Below are 23,458 nucleotides of genomic sequence, written 5' to 3' on the forward strand. Positions count from 1 at the left end.
TATCAGGAATGAGAAGGGGAGAGATTCTAGGCCTAAAATGGTCAGATATAGACTGATTCAACAGTCAAGTTCACATTAAGAGAACCTATACCTTCCGTCAGTTTCATGACCCTAAGAGCGAGGCTTCCAAAAGGGCGATAGACCTGGGTGAAACGGTCATTACCGAGCTTAAAGCCTGGGAAATAGCGTGTCCACCAAATGAACTTGATCTCATCTTTCCAAACAACGCAGGGAAGCCCATGGACCCGGATGGCCTAATAATTCGAGAATTTAAGGCTACTCTTAGGCGTGCGGGCCTGAGAAATATCCGTTTCCATGACCTAAGGCATACTTACGCAAGCCTTTTAATCGATCAAGGCGAACACCCGAAATACATTCAGGCTCAAATGGGCCACTCATCAATCAATATTACCATGGACATATATGGGCATCTTATGAGCGTGGTCAATCGAGATGCTTCGTCACGTCTTGATAAGGCCGTTTTCGGAAGGCCTGGAGAGAAAAGAGATGTATATACACACAATAAAAATTGAAGAGAAGGAAATTACATATTGGGAGCTAAGATGAAAAAGAAATTGATGAAATTTCAAATATTTAATTCTAAGGGAGGTAAAGAAATGTATCCCTACGATTTTAATCCACAAAGAAATTTTATTGATAGAAATTTAATTTAGCCCAAATCCACTGACATTGTCAGTGGTGGGGTGTGGGGGCGGAGGCCCCACACCTTTAGCAAGCCAACATTGTTGGCGAGCAATGGCTGTGATAAGGTAACCCCCATTAAAATCTCAAGGTGGATAATCCGATGGAAGGTTACCAAAAATCGTCTCATGCGACCTATAGATGTGAGTATCATTTTGTATTGACCGCGAAGTGATTCGACAGTATGTAAAAAATCAACAGAATGATCAAATTCATGAGGATCAGCTACGACTCTGGAAAGACATCAGCGAATGACATTGTCAGATGCTGATGTCGGTATCTTCAGAAAGCCACCGACAAGGTCGGTGGTAGTTTACTTTTTATCGCTATGCCCTTCCAGCCAAGGTATGCCAACGTTTATAAGGAGCTTATTAAGCCATCAATCGACAAAGTTAATGAAAACCAGGGTCATTGATGAGGAAGAAATGTTGGATCGCTTTAAAAAGTATCATAGAATTTTCGGTAAGTACGATAAGAACAAAGTGGTGACATTTTGGTGACAAGAAATAAAAAAGGACCTAATCCGTTTGGCTAACCCCTTGATTTTATTTGGTGCGCCCGGCAGGATTCGAACCTGCGGCCTTCGGATTCGTAGTCCGACGCTCTATCCAGCTGAGCTACGAGCGCTTTCAATATAGAACAGCCCGCTTATCTCTAGGGCCCGCCCTTATAATCAATTTCTTTACCTGAGTGCCTCATGTCTGTCAAGGCTTGAGTTAAACAATTGGTCAGGCGCGTTGCCTGATGCTCGATTAAAAGCGCACGCCTCAAAGTGCTGAGGATTAATTGACTTTGCCCAGGCAGTATAATATAAACATATGGGCTTTTAGTTCCGGGATTAAAGCAAGAGGTGATGTTATGTCCAACCTAGTCGTATTAGGCGCTCAATGGGGTGACGAAGGTAAAGGTAAGATCGTAGACCTCCTGACCGAACAAGCCTCAACCGTGGTTCGCTTTCAAGGCGGTAATAACGCCGGGCATACCCTGGTGGTGAACCGCGAAAAATTCATCCTGCACCTCATCCCTTCAGGAATCCTTCACCCTGGCAAGAAGTGCCTCATTGGCAACGGCGTCGTGGTGGATCCAAACGTGCTCATCAACGAAATAAAAGGCTTGCGGGCCCGAGGCGTAAAGGTCACCCCCAGGAACCTTTGCTTAAGTGAACGCGCCCATCTGATCATGCCTTATCACAACGCCTTAGACCTGGCGCGGGAGGCTAAAAAAGGCAAGAAAAAGATCGGCACCACCGGCCGCGGTATCGGCCCTTGCTATGAAGACAAAGCGGCCCGGGCCGGTATTCGCGTTGTGGACCTGCTGAACCGGAAATACTTCCTGTCAAACTTGAGGGCCAATTTGCAGGAGAAAAATTTCATCCTGGAAAATTATTATCATGCAAAACCAGTGAACCGGGCCAAGATCACCCGGGATTCCGCCAACTGGGCCAGGTTCCTGGCTCCTTTTGTCGTCAATGTCACCGCCCGGATTGACCGGGCCGTGCACCGAGGGGAGAATATTCTTTTCGAGGGCGCCCAGGGGACCCATCTGGATTTGGATCACGGGACCTACCCCTTTGTCACGAGCTCAAATCCTGTGGCAGGCACTGTCAGCGCCGGAGCAGGACTGGGGCCGAAGCGGATTGACTGCGTGGCCGGTTTGGTCAAGGCCTACACCACCCGGGTCGGTGACGGCCCTTTCCCGACTGAACTCAAAGATAAAACAGGTAAGTATCTGCGCAGCCGCGGCCAGGAATACGGGGCCACGACCGGCCGTCCCAGGCGCTGCGGCTGGCAGGACGCGGTGGTGCTGAAAGAAAGCGTGCGCCTCAACAGCCTCGATATGATCATGCTCACCAAGCTGGATATCCTGACCGGCCTGGATAAAATCAAGATCTGCGTTGCTTATAAACTGAATGGCAAAAGAATCAGATACATCCCGGCCGACCCGACCGTCTTTCAGCGCTGCGAACCGGTTTACGAGACTCTGTCCGGGTGGGCTGAGGATTTAAGCGGCGCCAGAAAGAAGTCCCACCTCCCGCCTGCCGCTCGAAAATACCTGGACCGCCTGACCGCCCTGCTCGATGTCCCGATTGGCGTCGTATCTGTCGGGCCTGAGCGCGAACAGTCAATTATGCTCAAGAACCCCTTTAAAGGCTAGCCCACAAAAGGTGAGTAGATGGCCTATGGAGTGATCGTGGTCGGGGCCGGACACGCTGGCTGCGAGGCCGCTCTGGCCACAGCCCGCATGGGTGTCAAGACCCTGCTGCTGACCATCAATGTTGATCATATTGCAGCCATGAGCTGCAATCCGGCTATTGGCGGGCTGGCCAAGGGTCACCTGGTCAAGGAGATAGACGCCCTGGGCGGCGAGATGGCCAGAAATATTGACGAGACCGGTATCCAGTTCCGACGCCTTAACACCCGCAAAGGCCCGGCCGTCCGTTCCTCAAGGGCCCAGGCTGACCGGGAGCTTTACTGCAAGCGCATGAAACGTGTCCTGGAGGAACAGGAGTATCTGGACATCAAGCAGGCCATGGCCGACCGGATTCTGGTTAAGGAAGCATTGGTTTTCGGTGTCGAGACCAGCGCCGGTCAGGTCTTTGAAGGCCGGAAGGTCATTCTGACCACCGGGACCTTTCTGAATGGATTGATTCATATCGGACTCAGGAGCTTTCCGGCCGGGCGCATGGGCGATCCGGCGGCCAATGCGCTTTCTGAGTCTCTGAACGGTTTGGGCTTCAGCCTGGGCCGACTCAAAACCGGCACCACGCCCCGGTTGGACGGCCGGACTATAGATTTTTCATGTCTCGAAGTCCAGCCCGGGGATGATCCGCCCCGGCCATTCTCGTTTATGACCCGGACCATTTCGCAGCCTCAGGTTCCATGTCACCTGACCTATACCAATGAGGAAACCCACCGCATCATTCGCAGCGGCCTGGATCGTTCGCCCCTGTTTTGCGGGGTGATAAAAGGCGTGGGGGCTCGTTACTGCCCTTCCATTGAGGACAAGGTGCATCGTTTTCCGGAAAAGCCGAGGCACCAGATTTTTCTCGAACCCGAAGGCCTGGACACGGCCGAGATCTACCCCAATGGCCTGGCCACCAGCCTGCCTTTAGACGTGCAGGCGGCCATGCTGCGGAGCATCCCTGGCCTTGAGCGGGTCGAGATTGTCCGGCCTGGCTACGCCATCGAGTATGATTATGCCGACCCGACGCAGCTCCTGCCTGCCTTGGAGACCAAACGCGTTAAAGGGCTTTACTTTGCAGGGCAGATTAACGGCACAAGCGGTTACGAGGAGGCCGCCGCCCAGGGGCTGCTGGCCGGAATCAACGCCGCTTTAGCCTGCCAGGGTCGGGAGCCGCTGATCCTGGACCGATCCCAGGCCTACCTCGGGGTCCTGGTTGACGATCTGGTCACCCTGGGCACGAACGAACCCTACCGCATGTTTACCTCCCGGGCCGAGTATCGCCTTATTTTGCGGGAGGACAACGCCGATCTCCGCCTGACCGAGATCGGCCGCCGGGTCGGTCTGGTGAGGGACGATGTTTACCAGGCCTTTCAGAAAAAGGCGGCGGCTATGGAAAAGGCCCGCGCCCGGTTGTATCAAGGGCGTGTCAATCCGGGAGCGTCGGTTAACGATTGCCTGGCCGGTCTGGGTTCGTCTCCCCTGAAGAAACCGGTCAGTCTGGCTGATCTGGTGCGCCGGCCCGAGCTAAGCCTGACGGATTTGACTCCCCTGGCCTCCTGGGTGGCCGAGCTCTCCCCGGAGCTGGCAGAGGTGATTGAGATCGAAGTCAAGTACGACGGCTATTTGGGCCGCCAGGCCGAACAGGTGGCGCGCTTTAAAAGACTGGAAAATCTAGCCCTGCCTCAAGACATGGTCTATGCAGGTCTGCCTGGACTGTCCCGGGAGGTTCAGGAAAAGCTTACCAGGATCAGGCCTGTTTCGCTGGGGCAGGCGGCCCGCATTTCCGGAATCACTCCGGCCGCGATTGCCATTCTTGAAATCCATCTCAAAAAGCTAAAATTGAGCGGTCTATGATAATTACGAAGCGAGATTTCCTCTAAGGCCCTTACCTCAAGCCCCCTCAGGAATCTTCCAAAGGCTCGACCCTTCCGCTCAGCAGTGGGCGGCCCGGGAATTTAATTAATTTTAAGCGAACCGAATAGGCTGGAGCAGGTGGTCTGAGGCTAGCTAAATTTGACCAGGACAACGGTGACGTTATCCTCGCCGCCAGCCTCATTAGCCGCGGCGATCAGGTCTTCGACCTTCTGCTGGATGGAAAAATTTTTACGGGCGATGATGCGGGCGATATCCTCATCCTCGACCATATTGGTCAGGCCGTCGGAACCGATGAGAATCAGGTCTCCGGATTCGAGGGAGTGGTAAATGATCTCTTCGCTGACCTCCTCCCGTACTCCCAGCGCCCGGGTGAGAATATTCTTGGGGGCCGAATAAAGGGCTTCTTCGGGGGTGAGAACGCCCTGGCGGATAAGTTCTGTGGCCAGGGAATGGTCCTGGGTCAACTGAGTGAGTTTGTTCTCACGGAGGCGGTATATGCGTGAATCCCCAACATGAGCCGTGACAATGGCATCTCCGGCCTTGAGAGTAAGGGCCAGAGTCGTGCCCATGCCTTTGTTCTCGGGGGAGCTTTGAGCCGCTTTGTAAATCTCGGCGTTGGCCCTGGTAACGACTTCATGGAGAAACTGGATCGGATTGAACTCATGACGCCGCCTGAAAATCCGCTGCCACCAGGGAAGCTTGGCGTCCAGGGAAGGGAGTTTCACCGCGTCCTGGCTCAAGGTCTCCACGGCCATGGCGCTGGCCACTTCACCGGAATTGTGGCCCCCCATTCCGTCTGCTACGGCAAATAGACCATACTCAGGCAGGACTAAATAAGTGTCTTCGTTATTTTCCCGTACCCGCCCTGGATCGGATTGGCCGGCATACTCTATCTTCATTAAAAAAACCTGACCGCACCGCCCTGGCAATTCAAGGAGAAGGGCGGGCCTGATGGTTAGCTTTCTCAGGTAAAGGCAATAAGAGCTTTGCCAATGAAAAAGGTGTCCCCTACTTTGAGGGCCGTTTCTTTGCTTACCTTCTGGGTATTGAGCTTGATTGATCCACTTAAGGGATTCAGGTAATGAGCGTTCTGCCTGTGATTGATGGTGGCTTCGATCTTGGAAACCCGAAAGCCCGGGATCACAAGATCGCAACTCTCAGCCTTGCCAATGGTGATTACATCCCGCTCCAGGACCAGTTCCTTGATGCTGCTGTTGCCTTTGAGCACCACCAGTTTTCGCGGGCCGGATGTGGCCGGTGTGGCGCCGGCGTCAGGCGCACCAAAGGATTGAACCATCTTTTCCGCATCAACAACAACCGTGGCTTCCAGGTCGGCGCCATCTCCCATGAGCTTCTGGACTTCGGCCTGAGGAGTCTCCTGGAAGGTGAGATTGAACTTAGCAATGCCGACGTTGTCACCGGGTTTAAGGACCTCAGGATTCTCAATTTTGGCGCCATTGAGGAAAGTCCCGTTTGAGCTGTTCAGGTCGGTCACGATGTACTCGCCGTCCTTAAACTCGACCGAAGCATGCTTCCGCGAGATGGCGGTGTTGTCAATGGAAATGTCACATTCCGGGCCGCGGCCGATTACGGCCTTGCCCTGGCCTAGTAGGAATTTGTCAAGCTCCCTACCCCGTAAGGATAAGATCAATCTGGCCATAACCCATCCTTCACAACTTTAGGGTTGATGCATTTTATTACGCTCAGAAAAAGCAACCTGTCTTTTTCCGCCTCTCTAATGTAACTCTCTCACAGTTATGATCTTGTGATTTAATCTTAACCATTAAATATCATGGAGAGAATAAGGAAGTCAACAAATTTTCTCAATTCGTGGCGTACCAATCCCCTCCTTAATAAGTAATTCTCGATCTGCTTTCTCAAACCGCGGTAAATATAATAAAGAGTAACAGACCCGCACCATGTTCCATCATTTTCCAGCGCTCTGGCACCTTTTCATAAGAGCCGCAACCCTGAATCCTCAGTTTTAGGAGGCATTTTTATCAAGTTTTGACCTTGACATCAAGATGACAACTTACTAAACTCGCTTTGTTTTAAGATGACAGGCCGCTGTCCCGCTTTTCTATGTTGAAGGCCTTGAAAGCGCCTCTGAAAGACCGAACGCGGCCAGGAGATTTGGAGGGAGGAAGATGGAGAACAGGATATACAACTTCAACCCAGGTCCGGCCGCCCTGCCTCTGCCGGTCCTTGAGCAGATTCAGGATGAGATGTTGAATTTCAAAGGCAGCGGCATGTCAATTCTCGAAATAAGTCACCGTTCCGCGGCCTTTGATGAAGTCTTGAACGACACCAAGGACCGGGTCAGGAGGCTTCTCAAGCTGCCCGACACCTATCAAGTTCTCTTTCTCCAGGGTGGCGCCAGCGCCCAGTTCTACCAGGTTCCGATGAATTTTTTGGGTCCAAACGATACGGCCGATTATGTAAACACCGGCACCTGGTCAACCAAGGCCATCAAGGAGGCCGAGATTTTAAACCGCTCTATCAATGTGGTCGCCTCCTCTGAAGATAGAAATTTTTGCTATATTCCCCAGGACATCAAGCTTTCTCCGGGCGCGGTTTACGTGCACCTGACTTCGAACAACACCATCAAGGGAACCCAGTGGGCGGCTTTCCCGGATACCGGGGGCGTACCTCTGATCTCTGACATGTCTTCGGACATCATGTCCCGGCCCCTGGACGTAACCCCTTTCGGCCTGATTTATGCCGGCGCTCAGAAGAACCTCGGGCCATCCGGGGTGACCCTGGTTATCATCCGGCAAGACATGCTCGAACGCGTGCCTGAAAACCTGCCCAGCATGGTCAGCTACAGGACGCATGCTGACAAGAATTCAACCTTTAACACCCCGCCCTGCTTTGCCATTTACGTCATCCAGTTAACCCTGAAGTGGCTGGAAGAAACCATGGAAGACGGACTGCAAGGCATGGGGCGTCTGAACGAGCAGAAAGCGGCCCTGATTTATGACCTCATGGATGATGGCGATTTTTACCGGCCCACGGCTGACAGAGACAGCCGATCCAGGATGAACGTCACCTTCCGGCTGCCTGCTCAGGACCTGGAGAAGAAGTTTATAGCCCAGGCCTTAGAGAATGGTCTCGGGGGTCTGAAAGGCCACCGCTCCGTGGGCGGCTGCCGCGCTTCCATCTATAATGCCGTCTCCCTGGAGGCGGTGCAGGACCTGACGGCCTTTATGAAGGATTTTTCCCGGGCCAACGGCTGATTTTAATCAGGTTGGTTTTAGAATAAAGTATATCAATTAATAATATGACATCTGGTTAAAGAAAGGGAGGCTCTAAAGGTGAGGATTCTCATAAGCGATAAGGCCCATCAATCTTGCGCCCAGAAGTTCAAGGAGGCCGGGTTTGAGGTGGATGAAAAACCAGGGCTTAGCCCGGATGAGCTAAAGGCCATTATCAAAAACTACGAGGGCCTGGTTATTCGAAGCGCGACCAAGGTCACGGCTGACCTGTTAGAAGCGGCTCAGAACCTCAAGGTGGTCGGGCGGGCCGGAACCGGCTTGGATAACGTGGACATCCCGGCGGCCGCAACCAGAAACGTCGTGGTCATGAACACTCCCGGCCAGAATTCCAATGCCGCGGCCGAACTGGCCATGGCCATGATCTTCGCGCTGGCCCGGCATCTCCCTCGGGCCTGTGCCTCCCTCAAGGCCTGTAATTGGGAAAAAAAGGCCCTCCAGGGCCGGGAGATCATGGGCAAGACCCTGGGCGTGGTCGGATTTGGCAATATCGGCTGCATCGTGGGCGAGCTGGGACGCGGCGTGAAGATGACCGTCCTGGCCCACGACCCTTACCTGAGCGACGGCCAGATTCGGGAAGCCGGCGGCGAACCAGTCTCCTTTGACGAACTGCTGGCCCGTTCCGATTTCATCACCATTCATATCCCCAGGACCAAGGAAACAACCGGTCTGTTCAACAGCGAAACAATCGCTAAAATGAAAGACGGCGCCTACCTCATCAACTGCGCCCGGGGCGGGATCGTTAACGAAGACGCGCTTTATAAAGCCCTCAAGTCAGGCAAGCTCGCCGGAGGGGCTCTGGACGTCTTTGAGGTCGAACCGCCGGGCGAACACAAGCTCCTGGAACTGGACAGCTTTATCTGCACCCCCCACCTCGGGGCCTCGACCCTGGAGGCCCAGATCAACGTGGCCGTGGCCGTAGCGGACCAGATGATCAGGTACCTCAAAGACGGCGAGACCGTCAACGCGGTCAACGTTTAACCCTGGCAAACCCCTGCTTGAATAAATTTTAATTCAGGAGCCTCAGCCCTGTCCGGGCAGGCTGGAAAGCCTGCCCCACAGAAAAATAATCCAGGTTGGAGCGTCAAAGGCCATGAGACTAACATGCCCGAATCATAAAAAAAATAGATTTTTTTTATTGACTTCCTTTCAAGAGTTATGCTATTATTTCATCATTGTAAAAATATATAGGGAGAAATTTGCCCCTTAGAGGGGAAGAAAAGGAGGTGATGAGGCCAAAACGGTTAATTTGAGAAATGAGAAAAGACTGGTTTTTTTGGGTAGTTAAGTTGAGTTAATCATTCAGCAATTTTGGAGGAACTGAATTTATGAAGAAAATTTTGCTTTTTAGCCTGGCGGCCGCTCTCGTGGTCGCTATGACAATGCCAGCCGCGGCTAAGACCGAGCTCAAGGTAAGTGGTGAAGCCTACTATCGCGGCTTTAGTCTAACCAACGTTGGAGCCGCAGTAGATACCAGCGACGCCGTTACCCAGGCCTTTATGGACATGGGAATGATGGTTAACATGAAATTCCAGGTCAACCCGGCGCTTGCATTTAGCACCAGAATAGAAGCCTTACAGAAAAAATGGGGCCGTGAAGAAGTTGACCCGCAGGCTACAACGAACGCGCTTTCAGGGGCCGCGCAGCCAAATACTGCCCGGGTGACCGTGGCCAAGATGGAGATCGCGTTACCGTGGGGCTGGTGGCGCTTCGGCCGTTATCAGGCTGCCCCTGCCTATTTATGGGGCACGGGCCGGTCCAAGGTCGGCGCTCCGCGAACCTGGGATGAACAAAGCGAATGGATGGTGGGCGGCGAGCGAGATCGTATCATCTTTGCCCGTGGCGCCGCGTACGGCCAACCAAGCATGGGCCCGTGGTCCATCATGCTGCTCTATGGAAAGATCTTTGAGGGCGACAGTGATGCCACAGCCTTGGGTGGCGTTGACTCCGACTACGATCTCTATTGGATGAAAAATACGTACAAGTGGAAAGGAGGCGGAATTGCCCTCATCACCTACTTAACGCGGAATTATTACTCCTCTGATTTGGCCACCTATGAACTTAACGAAGACAAATACAAAGTTGAAGTGAATGCCGGCCAGAAGTTCGGTCCAATGACCGTCGCCGCTAATGTCACTCGTTTCTTTGGCACGAGGAAGACCTATGCCCTTGGCACCAAAACAGAGCTTAACTCCCAGGCAATCAAAGCCATGGAATATTCTTTTGCCGTGGAGTATAAAAAGGGCCCGGTCTTAACCGGCTTCGGGTACTACCACACCGACGGCCAGGATACCAGCAACGATCTCACCGTAGGGTGCAGTGCCGGATCTAATTTCCAGCCTCTCTATGCGGCCTTTGGTAATTATGACGGCCTCCTTTTCAATACGCGCAACCTGAATCTTATAACGGCCTTCCTTGATTACAGCCTGACATCGAAGATCATACTGCATTTTGCCGGCGGTTACATAACGGCCGACGAGGTGGCGGCTGGCGCTTCCAAGAAGCTCGGCTGGGAGGTTGACGGTGGTCTTGCCTACACGATCGTGAAGGGCCTGACCCTTGGCCTGCATGTCGGTTACTTCATGCCGCAGGACGGCTGGGAGGATATGTTCGGCGCTAAAGGCAACCACACACACATAGACGGAGAATTAAGGTTGGTTTTCTAGCTCTTTGATTTATACCCTAACCAAAGCCCCGGGGGTTCCCGGGGCTTTTTTATGGGAAAAGTACCCCTGAAGGAAATGAAGCTATTTTCAAGCTTTGGAAACGGGCGGGGTTTATCCCCGCCCGTATATTTCTGGTCTTTCATGTGTCAATAAAGGCCAAGACTAATACGAACGCGCTTATAAACAACGGGTCAGATATAATAGAGCGAATGTTAAAAATACATTTTGATTGAAAAGGTCTGATCTTGATATTCTCGTATTCATTCAAACGGACATAATTTTGACAACCACAAGGGCTGCATCATCCTGTAAACTCGGGAGGAAAATGAATCGTCCAATCAAACTGCTGCACACGGAATGGTCCCGGGGCTGGGGCGGGCAGGAAATCCGCATTCTTGCCGATTGCGAAGGCTTCCTGAAAAAAGGATACCGCGTCACCTTAGCCTGCAAACCGGGCAGCCCCATCATTAAGGCCGCGGTGAACAAGGGAATCCCCACGAAGACCTTTCCTTTTTTAGCCCCTCTCGATCTAAAAACCATCATTCCTCTGGCCCTTTACCTCAAAAGAAACAGGGTGGACCTGGTTCAGACGCACAGCTCCATAGACAGCTGGACCGCCTCCCTGGCCGCCCGCCTGGTCGGCGTCCCGGTGATTCGAAGCCGTCATATCTCCGCTGATATCAGCGACTCCTTCTTTTCAAAACTGCTCTACATGCGGCTGGCGGACCGAGTCATCACCTGCGGCCAGGTCATCAAGGACATCATGGTCAGGGTGAACGGGTTTAATCCGGAAAAAATCGTTTCCATTCCCACCGGCGTGGATGAAAAACGATTTCGACCGGGGTTGGACCCGACACCAGTGCGCCGCGAATTCAATCTGTCTCAGGATGATTATGTCCTCGGAATCGTGGCCATTATTCGCAGCTGGAAAGGCCATGAGTTTCTGTTTGAGGCGGTAAAGCTGCTGGGGGATGAGATTCCTCGCCTTAAAGTCCTGGTGGCTGGAGACGGCCCGGCCCGAAGTTACGTGGAGGAGCGCGCCCGGTCGTTTAGCGTCATGGATAAAGTAATTTTTGCCGGTTATCGGGAGGACACGCCTCAAATCCTTTCAGCCATGAACCGGTTTGTCCTTCCCTCCACCAAGAACGAAGGCGTGCCGCAGGCGATACTTCAGGCCATGCTGGCCGGGATTCCGGTGATCGCTTCCTCGGCCGGAGGGCTGACCGAGGTGGTCGAGCATGGCCGCACCGGCCTCCTGGCGCCGCCTCGAGACCCGGCTGCCCTCAAGGAGGCGATCCTGGCGAGCTTTCGCAGCCCTGAAAAAGCAAAGGCCATGTCAATTACGGCCAGGGAGAAGGCGCTCCAAAACGCAACCCTTGAGAAGATGATTGATAAAACGGAAGAGGTGTACCTGAGCGTCCTTGGCCGCAGGTGAGCTTTTTTTGGCTCAGCCCCGGTTCCTGCCTGAATATTGGTTTCCGGATTTAATACCGCTCTGCGGTTTAAAATTATTGATTCGCCATGATACCGTTTCGGACAAATCCCGGCACGCAATCACCTTGATACCGCATCTTATATATGGTAAACTTCAATGAGAAATTAGGTCGTTACCTGAAAAAATGGTTTCAGGTAAGTCAGCAGGTGTGGTTCATTTTATTTGTTGAGCAAGGTGGGCCTTTGATCTCATGGGCCCAGCAGACTGCAAGGGTTGATCCCTGAACCGTTGCGAGTGAGGAGTCAGTTCACATGTCTGATGAAGAAGAAGAAAAAGAGTTTGTGATCAAGGATCGGCGGCATTTCACAACCGAGGGTGAACCCGTTGATAAGGCTGATAAGACTGAGCCTGAGGCAAAGACCGAGCCGGAGCCGGAAAAAACACCTCCACAGGAAACCGTGGGTCAGGAAGAGGCGGCTGAGGCTGGGCCGCTGCCAGAGGTGACCTTTTCCACGTTCATCTTTTCCCTGAGCACCTCGGTTCTCCTGCACCTGGGCGAGATACCCGATCCCAACACCCAGCAGACCTCCAAGAACCTGGGTCTGGCCAAGCAGACCATTGATATCCTCGGGATGCTCAAGGAAAAAACCAGAGGCAACCTGGAGGAAGATGAAGCAAACCTGCTTGAAAATCTTCTTTATGAACTTAGAATGAAATATATAGCCGCAGCCAAGTAGCTGTCGGCCATGGAAACACAGGAGAGATTAGAAATGAAGACCATAAGAATGTCAAACTTCTTGCTTAAGACGCGTTCCCGGGTGCAAGGCCCGGCCTTGATCATCCTGCTTGCGGCTGCTTTGCTCCTGGCTGGACAGTATCAATCTGCCCGGGCCGCTGAGGCTAGCCGGATGATTCCGGCGTCGTTCTCGGAATTGGCCGCCAAGGTTTCCCCGGCCGTGGTGAATATTTCTACGGTCAGGGTCGTCAAAGACCGGGGCGGGTTTTTTACTTACCGCACCCCGCGCCAGCCAAAAAGGCCTGATGAATTTCGAGATCCCTTTGATTTCTTTGACAAATTCTTCGGCCCCCAGCTGCCGCCCCGGGAGCGCCGGCAGCGGTCCCTGGGCTCCGGCTTTATTATTGATCCCAAAGGATTCATTATCACCAATAATCATGTGGTTCAAAATGCCGAGGAGATCGTGGTGCGGCTCTCCAATGAAAAGGAATTCAAGGCCAAGGTTATCGGCCGGGACCTCAAGACCGACATCGCTCTGATAAAAATAAACACCAGGGAAGATCTGCCTTTTGTGAAGCTGGGCGATTCAAGCCGCATCAAGATCGGGGACTGGGTGGTCGCTATTGGCAACCCGTTTGGTCTCGACCATACCGTGACGGCCGGGATCATCAGCGCCAAGGGTCGGGTCATCGGCGCTGGCCCCTACGACGACTTCCTCCAGACCGACGCCTCCATCAACCCTGGCAACTCCGGCGGGCCGCTTCTTAATCTGGACGGCGAGGTAATCGGGATCAACACGGCCATCAGTGCGGCCGGTCAGGGGATCGGTTTTGCCATTCCGGCCAACCTGGCCAAAGACATTGTGGCTCAACTCAAAGAAAAAGGCCGGGTCGTTCGCGGCTGGCTGGGTATCATCATCCAGAAAATCACCCCGGAACTGGCTGAATCTTTTAAACTCAAGGACCGGTCCGGGTCCCTGGTGGCGGACGTGGATCCCGACGGTCCGGCCCTAAAGGCTGGGATCAAGCGCGGCGATGTAATCATTGCCTTTAACGGAAAGAAAATCGAAGACTGGTCTGACCTGCCGGCCCTGGTGGCCGCGGCCCCTGTTGGTAGCGAGGCCGAGATTATAATCATCCGCGACGGCAAGGAAAAAACGATCAGGGTGAAGCTGGGTGAACTCAGGGAAGAAAGAATCGCTAGGCCCGAGCCCGTCAGGGAGGAAATCCTCGGGCTCAGCGTGCAGGAACTCACCCCGGAACTGGCCCGCCGCTATCAGGTGGATCAGAATGCAGGCGTGATCATCAGCCGCATCGCTGAAGGCAGCCCGGCCCAGGAAGCCGGGCTTAAACCGGGCGACCTTATCCTGGAGATCAACCATCAGCTCATAGACAGCTTGAGAACCTATCACGACGCCATAGGCAGGATCAAGAAGAAGGAGATCGCTCTCTTTCTGGTCAAGCGAGGACCCAACACCCTGTTCTATACATTGCAGACCGGGTAATTCCTTTCAGGCCGCCCGTCAGGGCCGCAGGCGGTCCAGGACCTGAGGCTAACGCTGAAAATATGCTTTCACCAGCCCTTAGTCTTTTGGCGCCGGCCAAGCTGAACCTTCACCTTTCCATTGTTGGACGCCGGTCTGACGGTTACCACCTCCTTGAAACCCTGATGGTCAAACTGGACCTGGCTGACAGGCTCCTTCTGGTGCGCCGCGGCCGGGGTATCCAGTTCGAGGTTCTGGGCGCCGACCTCCCGGCTGATGAGGACAACATGGTCATCCGCGCCGCCAGGGCCTTTTTTCAGGCCACTGAATTTGAGCCAAAAGTGGAATTAAGACTGGAGAAGCACATTCCGGTGGCCGCGGGGCTGGGGGGCGGCAGTTCGGATGCGGCCGCCGCTTTAAAGGGCTTGAACGATCTCTATGGTTCGCCGCTGACCCAGGACCGGCTTTTTAAACTGGGTTTGAGCCTGGGCGCAGATGTCCCGTTTTTTCTCTTCCCTGGCGCCACGGCTCTGGCTAAAGGCATTGGGGAGCTGCTTTCACCCGGGCCTGAGCTGCCCGAGCCTTGCTATTTTCTGCTCATCAATCCGGGCTGGCCCCTATCTACGGGCTGGGTTTACAAAAATTACAAATTAAAGTTGACATCCACCCGCAAAGGGCTTATATATTCACACGTAAATGAGGGCTCTTTCACATTCGACCGTGTCATGTATAATGATTTGGAATCGGTCGTTATGCCTCGATATCCAGAAGTGAAGGCCATGAAAGATCAGCTACTGGCCCACGGCGCGATTGAGGCTTTGATGACCGGCAGCGGGCCGACCGTCTTCGGGGTTTTTTTTCAAAGGCAGGATGCAGAGCGAGCCCGGACCAAATTGAATGAGCTGGATAGAGGAAAGTGGGTCATCATCATGACCCGGAACCTTAAGTCGCCCCAGTTTTGAGATTATGAGAGGCAGCTTTACCGGTCGAGAAGCCCGCCTCTTTTTAATGAATGACCGAAAAGCTATGAGTGCGTTTCATCCTGAGATGCAGTGCGCCTGGCAAAAGATGTGAAGCAATTCACTGGGGTGTCGTCAAGTGGTAAGACACAGGTCTTTGGAGCCTGCATTCGGAGGTTCGAATCCTCCCACCCCAGCCAAACATTATAACTGCGATAGACCTGATTTAATCCATGAATAATGATCTGATTCTTTTCACCGGTCGTTCTAATCCGGCCTTGGCAAAGGCCATATGCGAATATTTATCACTGCCTCTAGGCAAGGTTCACGTGCGCCGTTTTTCGGACGGCGAGGTCCTGGTCGAGCTGGGCGAGAACGTTCGTGGCCGGGATGTATTTGCCATTCAGTCCACCTGTTCGCCGGTCAATGAGAACATCATGGAACTGCTTATTCTTATTGACGCCCTGAAGCGTTCCTCGGCCCGGCGCGTCACCGCGGTTCTTCCCTATTACGGCTATGCCCGCCAGGACCGCAAGGTTGCTCCCCGCGTGCCCATCACCGCCAAATTAATGGCTGACCTGATTACCGTGGCTGGCGCCAAGCGGATGCTGTCCATGGATCTTCATGCCGGTCAAATTCAAGGCTTTTTCGATATACCGGTAGATCATCTTTTCGCGGCGCCGCTGCTTTTGAGTTTCGTTCGTGAGCAGCAGTTCGAGGACATGGTTATCGTTTCTCCGGATGCCGGCGGCGTGGAAAGGGCGCGGGCTTACGCCAAGCGTCTGGATTGTACCCTCGCCATCATTGATAAACGCAGGATCGGAACCAATGATGTCGAGGTCATGACCCTCGTGGGCGATGTGGAAGGCAAGACCGCTATCCTGGTGGATGACATGGTTGACACCGCCGGGACAATGGTTAAGGCTGTGAATGCCATCGTGAATCATGGTGCGAAAAAAGCTATCGCCTTAACCACCCACCCGGTCCTGTCCGGCTCGGCCCTGGAAAAGATTGAGAACTCGCCGCTGGAATTTCTGGTGGTGACCGATACGATCCCCCTTTCGGAAGAGGCTAAAAAGAGCCGGAAGATCAAGGTGACGTCTGTAGCCAATCTGCTGGGGGAAGCCATTCGTCGCATCCATCAGGAGGATTCTGTCAGTTCGCTTTTTGTCTAGCCCCGGCGTCAGGGTAGAAGGCGGTCTGCCGTTTTTGGAGGAAGCAGGGAAATGGAAACCAAAATAACCATAAACGCCACGGTTCGTTCCCCTAAGAAGAAAGGGGCGAACCGTCAGCTTCGTCGCCAGGGATTGGCGCCGGCCATATTCTATGGCCCCAAACGAGAGCCTCAACCCATCACCGTTAGTATTTCCGAGCTCAGGGAAGCTATTTCCTCCGGCCAGGATGGCCAATTCCTGATTCAGCTTCATATTAAAGACAATGGTTCGTCCCATGAATCCACGGTCATGATCAAGGACTTTCAGGTTGATCCCGTGCGGAGGGAACTGCTTCACGCTGATTTTTACGAGGTTGATTTAAACCGGCCGCTTCTGTTCGAGGTCCCTCTGCTCCTGACAGGCAGACCGATTGGTCTGGAAAGCGGTGGGATTTTACAGCAGATTCAGCGATCACTGATGATCTCCGCTTTGCCACATGAGATACCGAAACAGATTGAAGTGGACGTGAGTGAACTGGACGTTGGCGACTCCGTTCGCGTCAGTGATATTGAGCCTCCGGCTGGTGTGAAGGTCGAAATAGACGGCGGCGCCACTATAGCCATCGTGTCTCTTCCGAAAGGCGCTTTGGAAGAGGTTGAAGAGGCTGAGGCTGAAGAGGAAGCGGCTGAGGAAGCAGCAGCCGAAGGAGAACCCGCTCCGGTTTCGGAGGAGGGGCCGCCTCAAAAGATTAAGGAATGAATACAAGCGGGGTTATAATCCTTGGGAGGTCGGTTGCACCTGGTGATCGGCTTGGGCAATCCGGGTCAAGTGTATGCGCGGACCCGCCATAACCTTGGTTTCAGGGTTGTTGAGCGTTTAGCCGAGCGATATGGTGTCAAGCTAGTTAAAAAAAAGCACCAAAGTCTCCTCGGTCAAGGGCAGGTGGCCGGAATTAAGGTTCTCCTTGCCCAACCACAGACCTACATGAACCATAGCGGCCAGGCCGTCAGACGGCTGGTGGATTATTTTGATCTGGCCCGACCCGATATTCTGGTTGTGCATGATGACCTGGATATCGAGGTTGGAGTGATAAAAGTCACAGGGCGCGGCGGGGCCGGCGGACACAAGGGTGTAGCTTCGATAATAAGGCACCTGCAAGACAATGATTTCTCCCGGATCAGGATCGGCATTGGCCGCCCAGATCCATCAATGGCCGCGGAAGAGTATGTGTTGAGTCAATTTAGGCCCGAGGAAGAGCAGCCTATTGAGAGCGCGGTGAGGAATGCGGTGACGGCTGCCGAATTGGTTCTCTGTGAGGGGTTGGCTGAAGCTCAAGCGCATTTTAATCGCAAGGGATTGAATTCTAATGAGGAGGTAGTAGTTTAATGGACCAGTTATCAGATTTTACACGTGTTGCCCCGTTCCTGGGGATCATTGGGTTGCTAGTGGCTTTCCTGATCTTTCTTTTTGTCAAAAGGCAGCCTAATGGCAACGAAACCATGCAGGAACTCGAGACCATGATTCATGACGGCGCCATGGCTTTTTTAAGGAAGGAGTATTCCTATCTGGCCGTCTTTATCGTCATTGTCTTTGTCCTGCTGGCCTTGGTAGTGGATTACAGGACCGGAATAGCCTTTTTGACCGGGGCGTTGTGTTCCATTCTGGCCGGTCTGATGGGTATGAGTGCGGCCACCCGAGGCAACTCCCGAACCGCGGAAGCAGCCAACAAACTCGGCCAGCCCGCGGCCCTGAATGTATCCTATTTTTCCGGGGCGGTCATGGGTATTTCCGTGGCCTCATTGGGTCTTCTGGGGATCGGCTTCTGGTTTTGGATCTTCGGCGGCGATCCGGAAACAGCCAAATATATCAACGGCTTCGCCATGGGCGCCAGTTCCATTGCCTTATTTGCTCGTGTCGGTGGCGGCATTTATACCAAGGCCGCTGACGTAGGAGCCGACCTGGTTGGAAAGGTCGAGGCTGGCATTCCAGAAGATGACCCCCGCAACCCGGGTGTCATTGCGGATAATGTGGGAGACAATGTGGGTGACATTGCCGGTATGGGTGCGGACATCTTTGAGTCCTATGTCGGGTCGGTCATTGCCACCATTGCCATTGGCGCGACCATGAGTATAGCGGCGCTGGGCGGAGTTGATCGTATGAATTACATGGCCATGCCTCTTCTGGTGGTCATGGGCGGTCTTATCTGTTCCTTTATCGGGGTCTTTTCCATCAGGATTCTCAGGAAAATCGGCCCTGCGTCGGCGTTAAGGTACACGACCTTTATTGCCGCCGGCTTTCTCATTCTTGTGACTTACTTCATCAACCGAAGTCTGAACCTGCCGCTAGGCGTGTTCTGGGCCATTTTAGCCGGGCTCTTCGCCGGGATCGCCATCGGGCTTATAGCCGAGTACTATACCTCTGGTCCTCCGGTCAAGAGAATCGCCGAGCAGTCCGAGACCGGTCCGGCCACGGTTATCATAAGCGGCCTGGCCGTTGGCATGCAATCAACCTGGCTGCCGATCATGTGCATCTGCATCGCCATATTTATCGCCTTTAAATTCGCCGGAGTATATGGCATCGGCATCGCCGCGGTCGGCATGCTGGCCACGGTCGGGGCCACCATGACCGTGGACGCTTACGGACCGATTGCCGACAATGCCGGGGGTATCTCTGAGATGTCCGGTCTGGGGCCTGAGACTCGTGAGATCACCGACTCGCTTGACGCCCTGGGTAATACGACCGCAGCCATTGGCAAGGGTTTTGCCATCGGTTCGGCTGTCTTGACGGCCTTGGCCCTGTTTGTGGCTTATACCCAGGCGGCCAAGATTGAAATAATTAATATCACCAACCCCATGGTCGTTATCGGCGTCTTTATCGGTGGGATAATTCCAATGCTGTGCGCCTCCCTGACCATGACCTCGGTTGGCAAGGCCGCCTTTAAAATGGTAGAAGAGATTCGTCGTCAGTTCCGGGAAATCCCCGGTCTGCTGGAAGGCAAACCGGGCGTTAAGCCGGATTCCAAGACCTGTGTCGCCATTGCCACCAACTCATCACTCAAAGAGATGATCCTGCCAGGCCTGATCGCCGTCCTAACCCCGATCATGGTCGGCTTCATCCTGGGAAAGGAATCCCTGGGAGGTATGCTCCTCGGGGCTACACTGATGGGGGCTTTCCTGGCCCTGTTCATGTCCAACGGTGGTGGTGCTTGGGATAACGCCAAGAAATATATTGAAAAAGGCAACCTGGGCGGTAAAGGTTCAGACAACCATAAGGCTGCCATCGTCGGTGATACAGTGGGAGACCCATTCAAAGACACCTCAGGGCCGTCAATGAATATTCTGATCAAGTTGATGTCCGTCGTCTCCCTGGTTATCGCGCCCTTGCTGGCCAAGTACACCGGCTTGCTGGCCTAAACCAGCCGCTCAGGCCGGGATTCACCCGGCCGGGTCAATTGACGCACTAAAAGGGACCGGTTATACGTGACCGGTCCTTTTCCTTTAAAAGTGCGGCTGTAAATAACTCATTAGCTAACGTGACGAACAATTCTTCCAGCAACTCGCTGCTGTGGCAGGTGCGCCTTTTAAAATGACACGTTAAGCAGCGTCTCCTTAATGTAAAAAATATTATTAATTAATATCGTTGCTGGTAAACAAAGATCATCTCGTTTTTTTCTTTTCCCAAAAACTCAAAGCGACTGATTTTTTACTAGTTCCGATCAACCCTGATTGTAAAGAAAAATATATCCGCTGAGCATTTTTCGCTCGACGTATAACACTTGGTACGCGGTATTGCCGCTCGAAAACATATCACTATTAGCTGATTGTTAATTTTGCTTCCTTAAAAAAATGAGGCGGGGTGAAAATGACCGTCTGGTTAAACTTTTTAAAGATTTAATTTGACTATTTCTGAAAAAAAAAGTATTATTATCTCTTGTGCTTTTGATTTTTTAACAGGAGGATTTCAGTGAATGTTTAAGGTGGGAGATTTAGCAGTATATCCCTCTCATGGAGTTGGGAGGATTGAAGCTATCGAGAGCAAGGATATTTCCGGTCTTGAGCAGCGCTTTTATGTAATGCGAATCCTCGATAATAATATGATTATTATGATCCCCACGCAAAACGTAGACAATGTCGGGTTGCGCGAACTCATTGACCCCAAGGAAGTCTCCCAGATTTACACCATTCTGCAGAAAAAAAATATCTCCGTGGAGACCCAGAATTGGAATCGCAGATACCGCGAATATATGGAGAAAATCAAGACCGGATCGGTATTTGAAGTGGCCATGGTTCTGCGGGATCTTTATTTATTAAAAGCAATCAAAGAACTCTCATTTGGGGAGAGAAAACTGCTGGATACGGCCCTTAGCCTGTTGGTCAAAGAGATTTCCGCGGCTGAAGATCAAACCGAGAGCAAGGTCGAGAGTGTGATACTCGATTTTTTCAATAACTAAAAAACCAAAAATTGATCCTGTCCAGCCTTGTTTTAATTGGCCGAAATTTCATCTGGCTCTTGTTGATCCGTCCACTGAAAAAGGCCGGTTCCAGAGGGTTTGAGATGTAATCTACAGGACGGTCGGATCGAATGTCGTAACCGTTATCTTCATAATCCAGGTCTTAAGCCTGTGGCCCAAAGTTTCCAATATCATATTCCGGCCAGCAGTCATGGCGAACGGCTGGACCGTTTTTTAGCCCGCAGAAACCCTGACCTCTCACGATCTCGATTAAAGCGCCTCATTGACCAGGGTCACGTTCAGGTAAATAAGACCCCGGCCAAACCCAGCCTTAATTTAAAAGAAGGCCAGTTAGTCTCCCTGATTGTCCCCGACGCATCCCCGAGCCGTCTGGCGCCAGAACCGGATATATATTTTGATATCCTCTATCAAGACCGGGAGTTGATTGTCGTCAATAAGCCCGCCGGACTGGTGGTGCATCCGGCGGCCGGACATCAGACCGGGACACTGGTACAGGGCTTGCTGGCCGTTTGCCCGGACCTGACCGGTATTGGGGGTGAAAACAGGCCTGGCATCGTACACCGATTGGATAAGGATACCTCCGGGGTTATGGTGGTGGCCAAAACAGACAAAGCCCATCACGCTCTGGCCGAACAGTTTAAAAAGGGCCGCATCATAAAATATTATTTGGCTCTGTGCCGGGGATGGCCCAGATCAAACCAGGGTCAAATTGATACGCCTATCGGTCGGCATCCCGTGCGACGGAAACGGATGTCCGCGAGGTCACCTTCTGGCCGGCCGGCCTTGACCCGCTTCGATGTGGTGCGGCGTTTCGGTCAAGGCGTCTCCCTGCTTCGATTAAACATCCTGACCGGCAGGACACACCAGATTAGAGTCCATCTTGCTTCCATTGGCTGCCCCATCCTTGGTGACCGTGTCTATGGAGTGGGTCTGGGATGGCTTCAGAAAAATAAAATGCTAAAGGGTCTTGTCACCAGGCAGATGCTTCATGCCGAGCGCATAACCTTCATTCATCCAGCCGTGAGCCAGGAGATGACTTTTGAGGCGGCCTTACCTGAGGATATCTCTCGCGTCCTGGAGGCGTTGGAAAAAAGCGAGATAAATTAGCCAGTCAAATATTGGGTCCAGCAGGATGGGACGCCCCCCGGCTCCTGACTGTATGCGGCCCCGTCTGATCAGTCTTTGGGAGCCCCTTTGAATAGAGGCCTGCATCTGGTAATCAAAAGTTCAATATCAATTTAGAAGCTGCCTCATAAAATCGAACCCTGCCCGTGATCTTTGTAAGGTCATGTCTTAGCCATTACACTTCAGCTAACTTCCTCGTGCAGATAGGTCTTTAAGGCATGAGTCAGGGCTTCCTCACCGCCTCCAAAAAAATGATCAGCCCCGGGTATGATCACCGGTTCGATCGGCCTCAAGAGTTTCGCGCCCAAGGCCCGGGCCAGATCAGGCGGGGCGATATCGTCCCGGCCGCCGCAGATCATTAACCCAACTTCTGGCTTAAGCTGCACAAAGTCAAAGCTCATTAAGGCCGCTGGCAAGGCAATTAAGATCAGCGGCTGAACATCAAGACCTTTGAGTTGTGGCCAGGCTTTGAGGGCGATCGAGGCGCCAAAAGAATATCCCGCCACCAGGATCTGCATCATACCATTTTCCTTCAGATAACCGGCCGCAGCCGCGAGGTCCTCTGCCTCCCCGACGCCCTCGTCAAAGGTCCCTTCACTCTGTCCGACTCCTCGGAAATTGAAGCGGAGAACGGTCCAGCCCGCCTCGGCCAGGGCGGAGACTGCGAGACTCACCACAAAATCATGCATCGAGCCGCCGTACAGCGGGTGGGGGTGAGCTACAACCGCGCCCCGGTTCGGATCATTGTGCTTTATTTTCGCTTCTAGCTTGATCTTCCCCGATGGAATGAAAATCAGTTCTTCAGTCATCTCGGTCTTGTTCTCCTTTTCCAATCAAGCGGTTATTAGAGCCTTTGCTCACAGGAATGGAACTGCCTTTCGTCGGTTCAGGTTGGACTCAATGTCAGCGCTTTGTTCCTTGCCGCGGCCGGTTGCCCGGATAAAATGTATTTTTAAACGATAGGATGAACAATGACAAGGGTAATTCCCATGGATCAAGATCGTTCCCCGGAGCTGAATCAGGGACTACCCTAGTCTCAGGGAAAAAGGACGCCTCTTGACCTTGACCGATCCAGCCTGGCATGATAAAGCTAAAATTAGTGAATCCCTTCGGGTGAAAAGTTTCCGGTAGCCGTAAGAACTATGAAGCATAATTAATTCGGGTCCATTCTTGATCCCTATTAAAGTAATTATGCCTCAAAGCTGTCTGACAATACCGGGCGTGAAGAAAGATACCTGCACGCTTCTTTCAATTCTAAAACCTGAGCGTGCATAAGGCAGGGAGACAAGATCCTGCTATTATGATCCAGCTTGATAATTATATATAGGGGTTGCATTGGAAACCATACGCCTCCTTCTTGTTGACGATCACAAAATACTCCGGCAAAGCCTTTCCA

The 23,458-nt window shown here is 52.8% G+C and carries 19 protein-coding genes and 2 tRNA genes; 17 read left to right on the forward strand and 4 right to left on the reverse strand.

What is annotated here, in order from left to right:
• Window positions 1-74: 74 nt before the first annotated feature.
• Complete coding sequence (locus tag JRI95_09905) at window positions 75-533, forward strand: site-specific integrase (protein ID MBW2061861.1); 459 nt, start codon at window positions 75-77, stop codon at window positions 531-533.
• 719 nt (window positions 534-1,252) lie between these two features.
• Here JRI95_09905 and JRI95_09910 read toward each other — a convergent pair.
• A tRNA-Arg gene (locus tag JRI95_09910) sits at window positions 1,253-1,329 on the reverse strand.
• A 231-nt stretch (window positions 1,330-1,560) separates the two neighbouring features.
• Between JRI95_09910 and JRI95_09915 the strand changes: the two genes are divergently transcribed.
• Together JRI95_09915 and mnmG are read left to right on the forward strand one after the other, a co-directional pair.
• Window positions 1,561-2,856 carry an adenylosuccinate synthase gene (locus JRI95_09915; GenBank protein MBW2061862.1) on the forward strand — a complete coding sequence of 432 codons (1,296 nt, stop codon included), beginning with the start codon at window positions 1,561-1,563 and terminating at the stop codon, window positions 2,854-2,856.
• Between the two features lie 18 nt (window positions 2,857-2,874).
• Window positions 2,875-4,740 carry a tRNA uridine-5-carboxymethylaminomethyl(34) synthesis enzyme MnmG gene (gene mnmG, locus JRI95_09920; protein ID MBW2061863.1) on the forward strand — a complete coding sequence of 622 codons (1,866 nt, stop codon included), beginning with the start codon at window positions 2,875-2,877 and terminating at the stop codon, window positions 4,738-4,740.
• A gap of 149 nt (window positions 4,741-4,889) precedes the next feature.
• Here mnmG and JRI95_09925 read toward each other — a convergent pair whose 3' ends face one another.
• Window positions 4,890-5,660: a Stp1/IreP family PP2C-type Ser/Thr phosphatase gene (locus tag JRI95_09925; GenBank protein ID MBW2061864.1), complete on the reverse strand. Its 771-nt coding sequence runs from the start codon at window positions 5,658-5,660 to the stop codon at window positions 4,890-4,892.
• 65 nt (window positions 5,661-5,725) lie between these two features.
• Window positions 5,726-6,421 (reverse strand): FHA domain-containing protein, encoded by a 696-nt coding sequence (locus JRI95_09930; GenBank protein ID MBW2061865.1) that lies wholly within the window; start codon window positions 6,419-6,421, stop codon window positions 5,726-5,728.
• Between the two features lie 487 nt (window positions 6,422-6,908).
• On the opposite strand from JRI95_09930, the gene serC reads away from it, so the two are divergent.
• The 14 genes from serC to JRI95_10000 all read left to right on the forward strand — a co-directional run bounded on the left by serC (window position 6,909) and on the right by JRI95_10000 (window position 22,044).
• On the forward strand, window positions 6,909-7,997 hold the full coding sequence (gene serC / locus JRI95_09935) for a 3-phosphoserine/phosphohydroxythreonine transaminase (protein MBW2061866.1): 1,089 nt from the start codon (window positions 6,909-6,911) through the stop codon (window positions 7,995-7,997).
• A 78-nt stretch (window positions 7,998-8,075) separates the two neighbouring features.
• Window positions 8,076-9,014 (forward strand): 3-phosphoglycerate dehydrogenase, encoded by a 939-nt coding sequence (locus JRI95_09940; protein ID MBW2061867.1) that lies wholly within the window; start codon window positions 8,076-8,078, stop codon window positions 9,012-9,014.
• A 347-nt stretch (window positions 9,015-9,361) separates the two neighbouring features.
• Window positions 9,362-10,699, forward strand: a complete 1,338-nt coding sequence (locus JRI95_09945) for a hypothetical protein (protein MBW2061868.1) — start codon at window positions 9,362-9,364, stop codon at window positions 10,697-10,699.
• A 325-nt stretch (window positions 10,700-11,024) separates the two neighbouring features.
• Entirely contained in the window at window positions 11,025-12,134 is a 1,110-nt protein-coding gene (locus JRI95_09950) for a glycosyltransferase family 4 protein (GenBank protein MBW2061869.1), read from the forward strand.
• Window positions 12,135-12,445: 311 nt separating this feature from the next.
• Window positions 12,446-12,871 carry a DUF1844 domain-containing protein gene (locus JRI95_09955; protein MBW2061870.1) on the forward strand — a complete coding sequence of 142 codons (426 nt, stop codon included), beginning with the start codon at window positions 12,446-12,448 and terminating at the stop codon, window positions 12,869-12,871.
• Window positions 12,872-12,904: 33 nt separating this feature from the next.
• Complete coding sequence (locus tag JRI95_09960) at window positions 12,905-14,374, forward strand: DegQ family serine endoprotease (GenBank protein ID MBW2061871.1); 1,470 nt, start codon at window positions 12,905-12,907, stop codon at window positions 14,372-14,374.
• A gap of 62 nt (window positions 14,375-14,436) precedes the next feature.
• Entirely contained in the window at window positions 14,437-15,315 is an 879-nt protein-coding gene (gene ispE / locus JRI95_09965) for a 4-(cytidine 5'-diphospho)-2-C-methyl-D-erythritol kinase (protein MBW2061872.1), read from the forward strand.
• A gap of 122 nt (window positions 15,316-15,437) precedes the next feature.
• Window positions 15,438-15,512, forward strand: a tRNA-Gln gene (locus JRI95_09970).
• A gap of 33 nt (window positions 15,513-15,545) precedes the next feature.
• A complete protein-coding gene (locus JRI95_09975; GenBank protein MBW2061873.1) occupies window positions 15,546-16,487 on the forward strand; it encodes a ribose-phosphate pyrophosphokinase in 942 nt (313 codons plus the stop codon).
• 51 nt (window positions 16,488-16,538) lie between these two features.
• Window positions 16,539-17,225, forward strand: coding sequence for a 50S ribosomal protein L25 (locus JRI95_09980; protein MBW2061874.1), 687 nt, complete (start codon window positions 16,539-16,541; stop codon window positions 17,223-17,225).
• A gap of 33 nt (window positions 17,226-17,258) precedes the next feature.
• A complete protein-coding gene (locus JRI95_09985; GenBank protein ID MBW2061875.1) occupies window positions 17,259-17,852 on the forward strand; it encodes an aminoacyl-tRNA hydrolase in 594 nt (197 codons plus the stop codon).
• A complete protein-coding gene (locus JRI95_09990; GenBank protein ID MBW2061876.1) occupies window positions 17,852-19,879 on the forward strand; it encodes a sodium-translocating pyrophosphatase in 2,028 nt (675 codons plus the stop codon). Before JRI95_09985 ends, JRI95_09990 begins: the two co-directional genes overlap by 1 nt.
• Before the next feature lie 554 nt (window positions 19,880-20,433).
• Window positions 20,434-20,916: a CarD family transcriptional regulator gene (locus JRI95_09995; GenBank protein MBW2061877.1), complete on the forward strand. Its 483-nt coding sequence runs from the start codon at window positions 20,434-20,436 to the stop codon at window positions 20,914-20,916.
• A gap of 171 nt (window positions 20,917-21,087) precedes the next feature.
• A complete protein-coding gene (locus JRI95_10000; protein MBW2061878.1) occupies window positions 21,088-22,044 on the forward strand; it encodes an RluA family pseudouridine synthase in 957 nt (318 codons plus the stop codon).
• 200 nt (window positions 22,045-22,244) lie between these two features.
• Here JRI95_10000 and JRI95_10005 read toward each other — a convergent pair whose 3' ends face one another.
• Window positions 22,245-22,871, reverse strand: coding sequence for an alpha/beta hydrolase (locus tag JRI95_10005; GenBank protein MBW2061879.1), 627 nt, complete (start codon window positions 22,869-22,871; stop codon window positions 22,245-22,247).
• Between the last annotated feature and the right edge of the window lie 587 nt (window positions 22,872-23,458).

This window comes from Deltaproteobacteria bacterium, assembly GCA_019308995.1.
Classification (GTDB): Bacteria; Desulfobacterota; Desulfarculia; order Adiutricales; family JAFDHD01; genus JAFDHD01.

Excerpts from the sequence above, each read along its gene's own strand:
- JRI95_09915 (MBW2061862.1), top strand. The coding sequence starts at position 1,561 with ATGTCCAACCTAGTCGTATTAGGCGCTCAATGGGGTGACGAAGGTAAA.
- mnmG (MBW2061863.1), top strand. The coding sequence starts at position 2,875 with ATGGCCTATGGAGTGATCGTGGTCGGGGCCGGACACGCTGGCTGCGAG.
- JRI95_09925 (MBW2061864.1), bottom strand. The coding sequence starts at position 5,660 with ATGAAGATAGAGTATGCCGGCCAATCCGATCCAGGGCGGGTACGGGAA.
- JRI95_09930 (MBW2061865.1), bottom strand. The coding sequence starts at position 6,421 with ATGGCCAGATTGATCTTATCCTTACGGGGTAGGGAGCTTGACAAATTC.
- serC (MBW2061866.1), top strand. The coding sequence starts at position 6,909 with ATGGAGAACAGGATATACAACTTCAACCCAGGTCCGGCCGCCCTGCCT.
- JRI95_09945 (MBW2061868.1), top strand. The coding sequence starts at position 9,362 with ATGAAGAAAATTTTGCTTTTTAGCCTGGCGGCCGCTCTCGTGGTCGCT.
- JRI95_09950 (MBW2061869.1), top strand. The coding sequence starts at position 11,025 with ATGAATCGTCCAATCAAACTGCTGCACACGGAATGGTCCCGGGGCTGG.
- JRI95_09955 (MBW2061870.1), top strand. The coding sequence starts at position 12,446 with ATGTCTGATGAAGAAGAAGAAAAAGAGTTTGTGATCAAGGATCGGCGG.
- JRI95_09960 (MBW2061871.1), top strand. The coding sequence starts at position 12,905 with ATGAAGACCATAAGAATGTCAAACTTCTTGCTTAAGACGCGTTCCCGG.
- ispE (MBW2061872.1), top strand. The coding sequence starts at position 14,437 with ATGCTTTCACCAGCCCTTAGTCTTTTGGCGCCGGCCAAGCTGAACCTT.
- JRI95_09975 (MBW2061873.1), top strand. The coding sequence starts at position 15,546 with ATGAATAATGATCTGATTCTTTTCACCGGTCGTTCTAATCCGGCCTTG.
- JRI95_09980 (MBW2061874.1), top strand. The coding sequence starts at position 16,539 with ATGGAAACCAAAATAACCATAAACGCCACGGTTCGTTCCCCTAAGAAG.
- JRI95_09990 (MBW2061876.1), top strand. The coding sequence starts at position 17,852 with ATGGACCAGTTATCAGATTTTACACGTGTTGCCCCGTTCCTGGGGATC.
- JRI95_09995 (MBW2061877.1), top strand. The coding sequence starts at position 20,434 with ATGTTTAAGGTGGGAGATTTAGCAGTATATCCCTCTCATGGAGTTGGG.
- JRI95_10005 (MBW2061879.1), bottom strand. The coding sequence starts at position 22,871 with ATGACTGAAGAACTGATTTTCATTCCATCGGGGAAGATCAAGCTAGAA.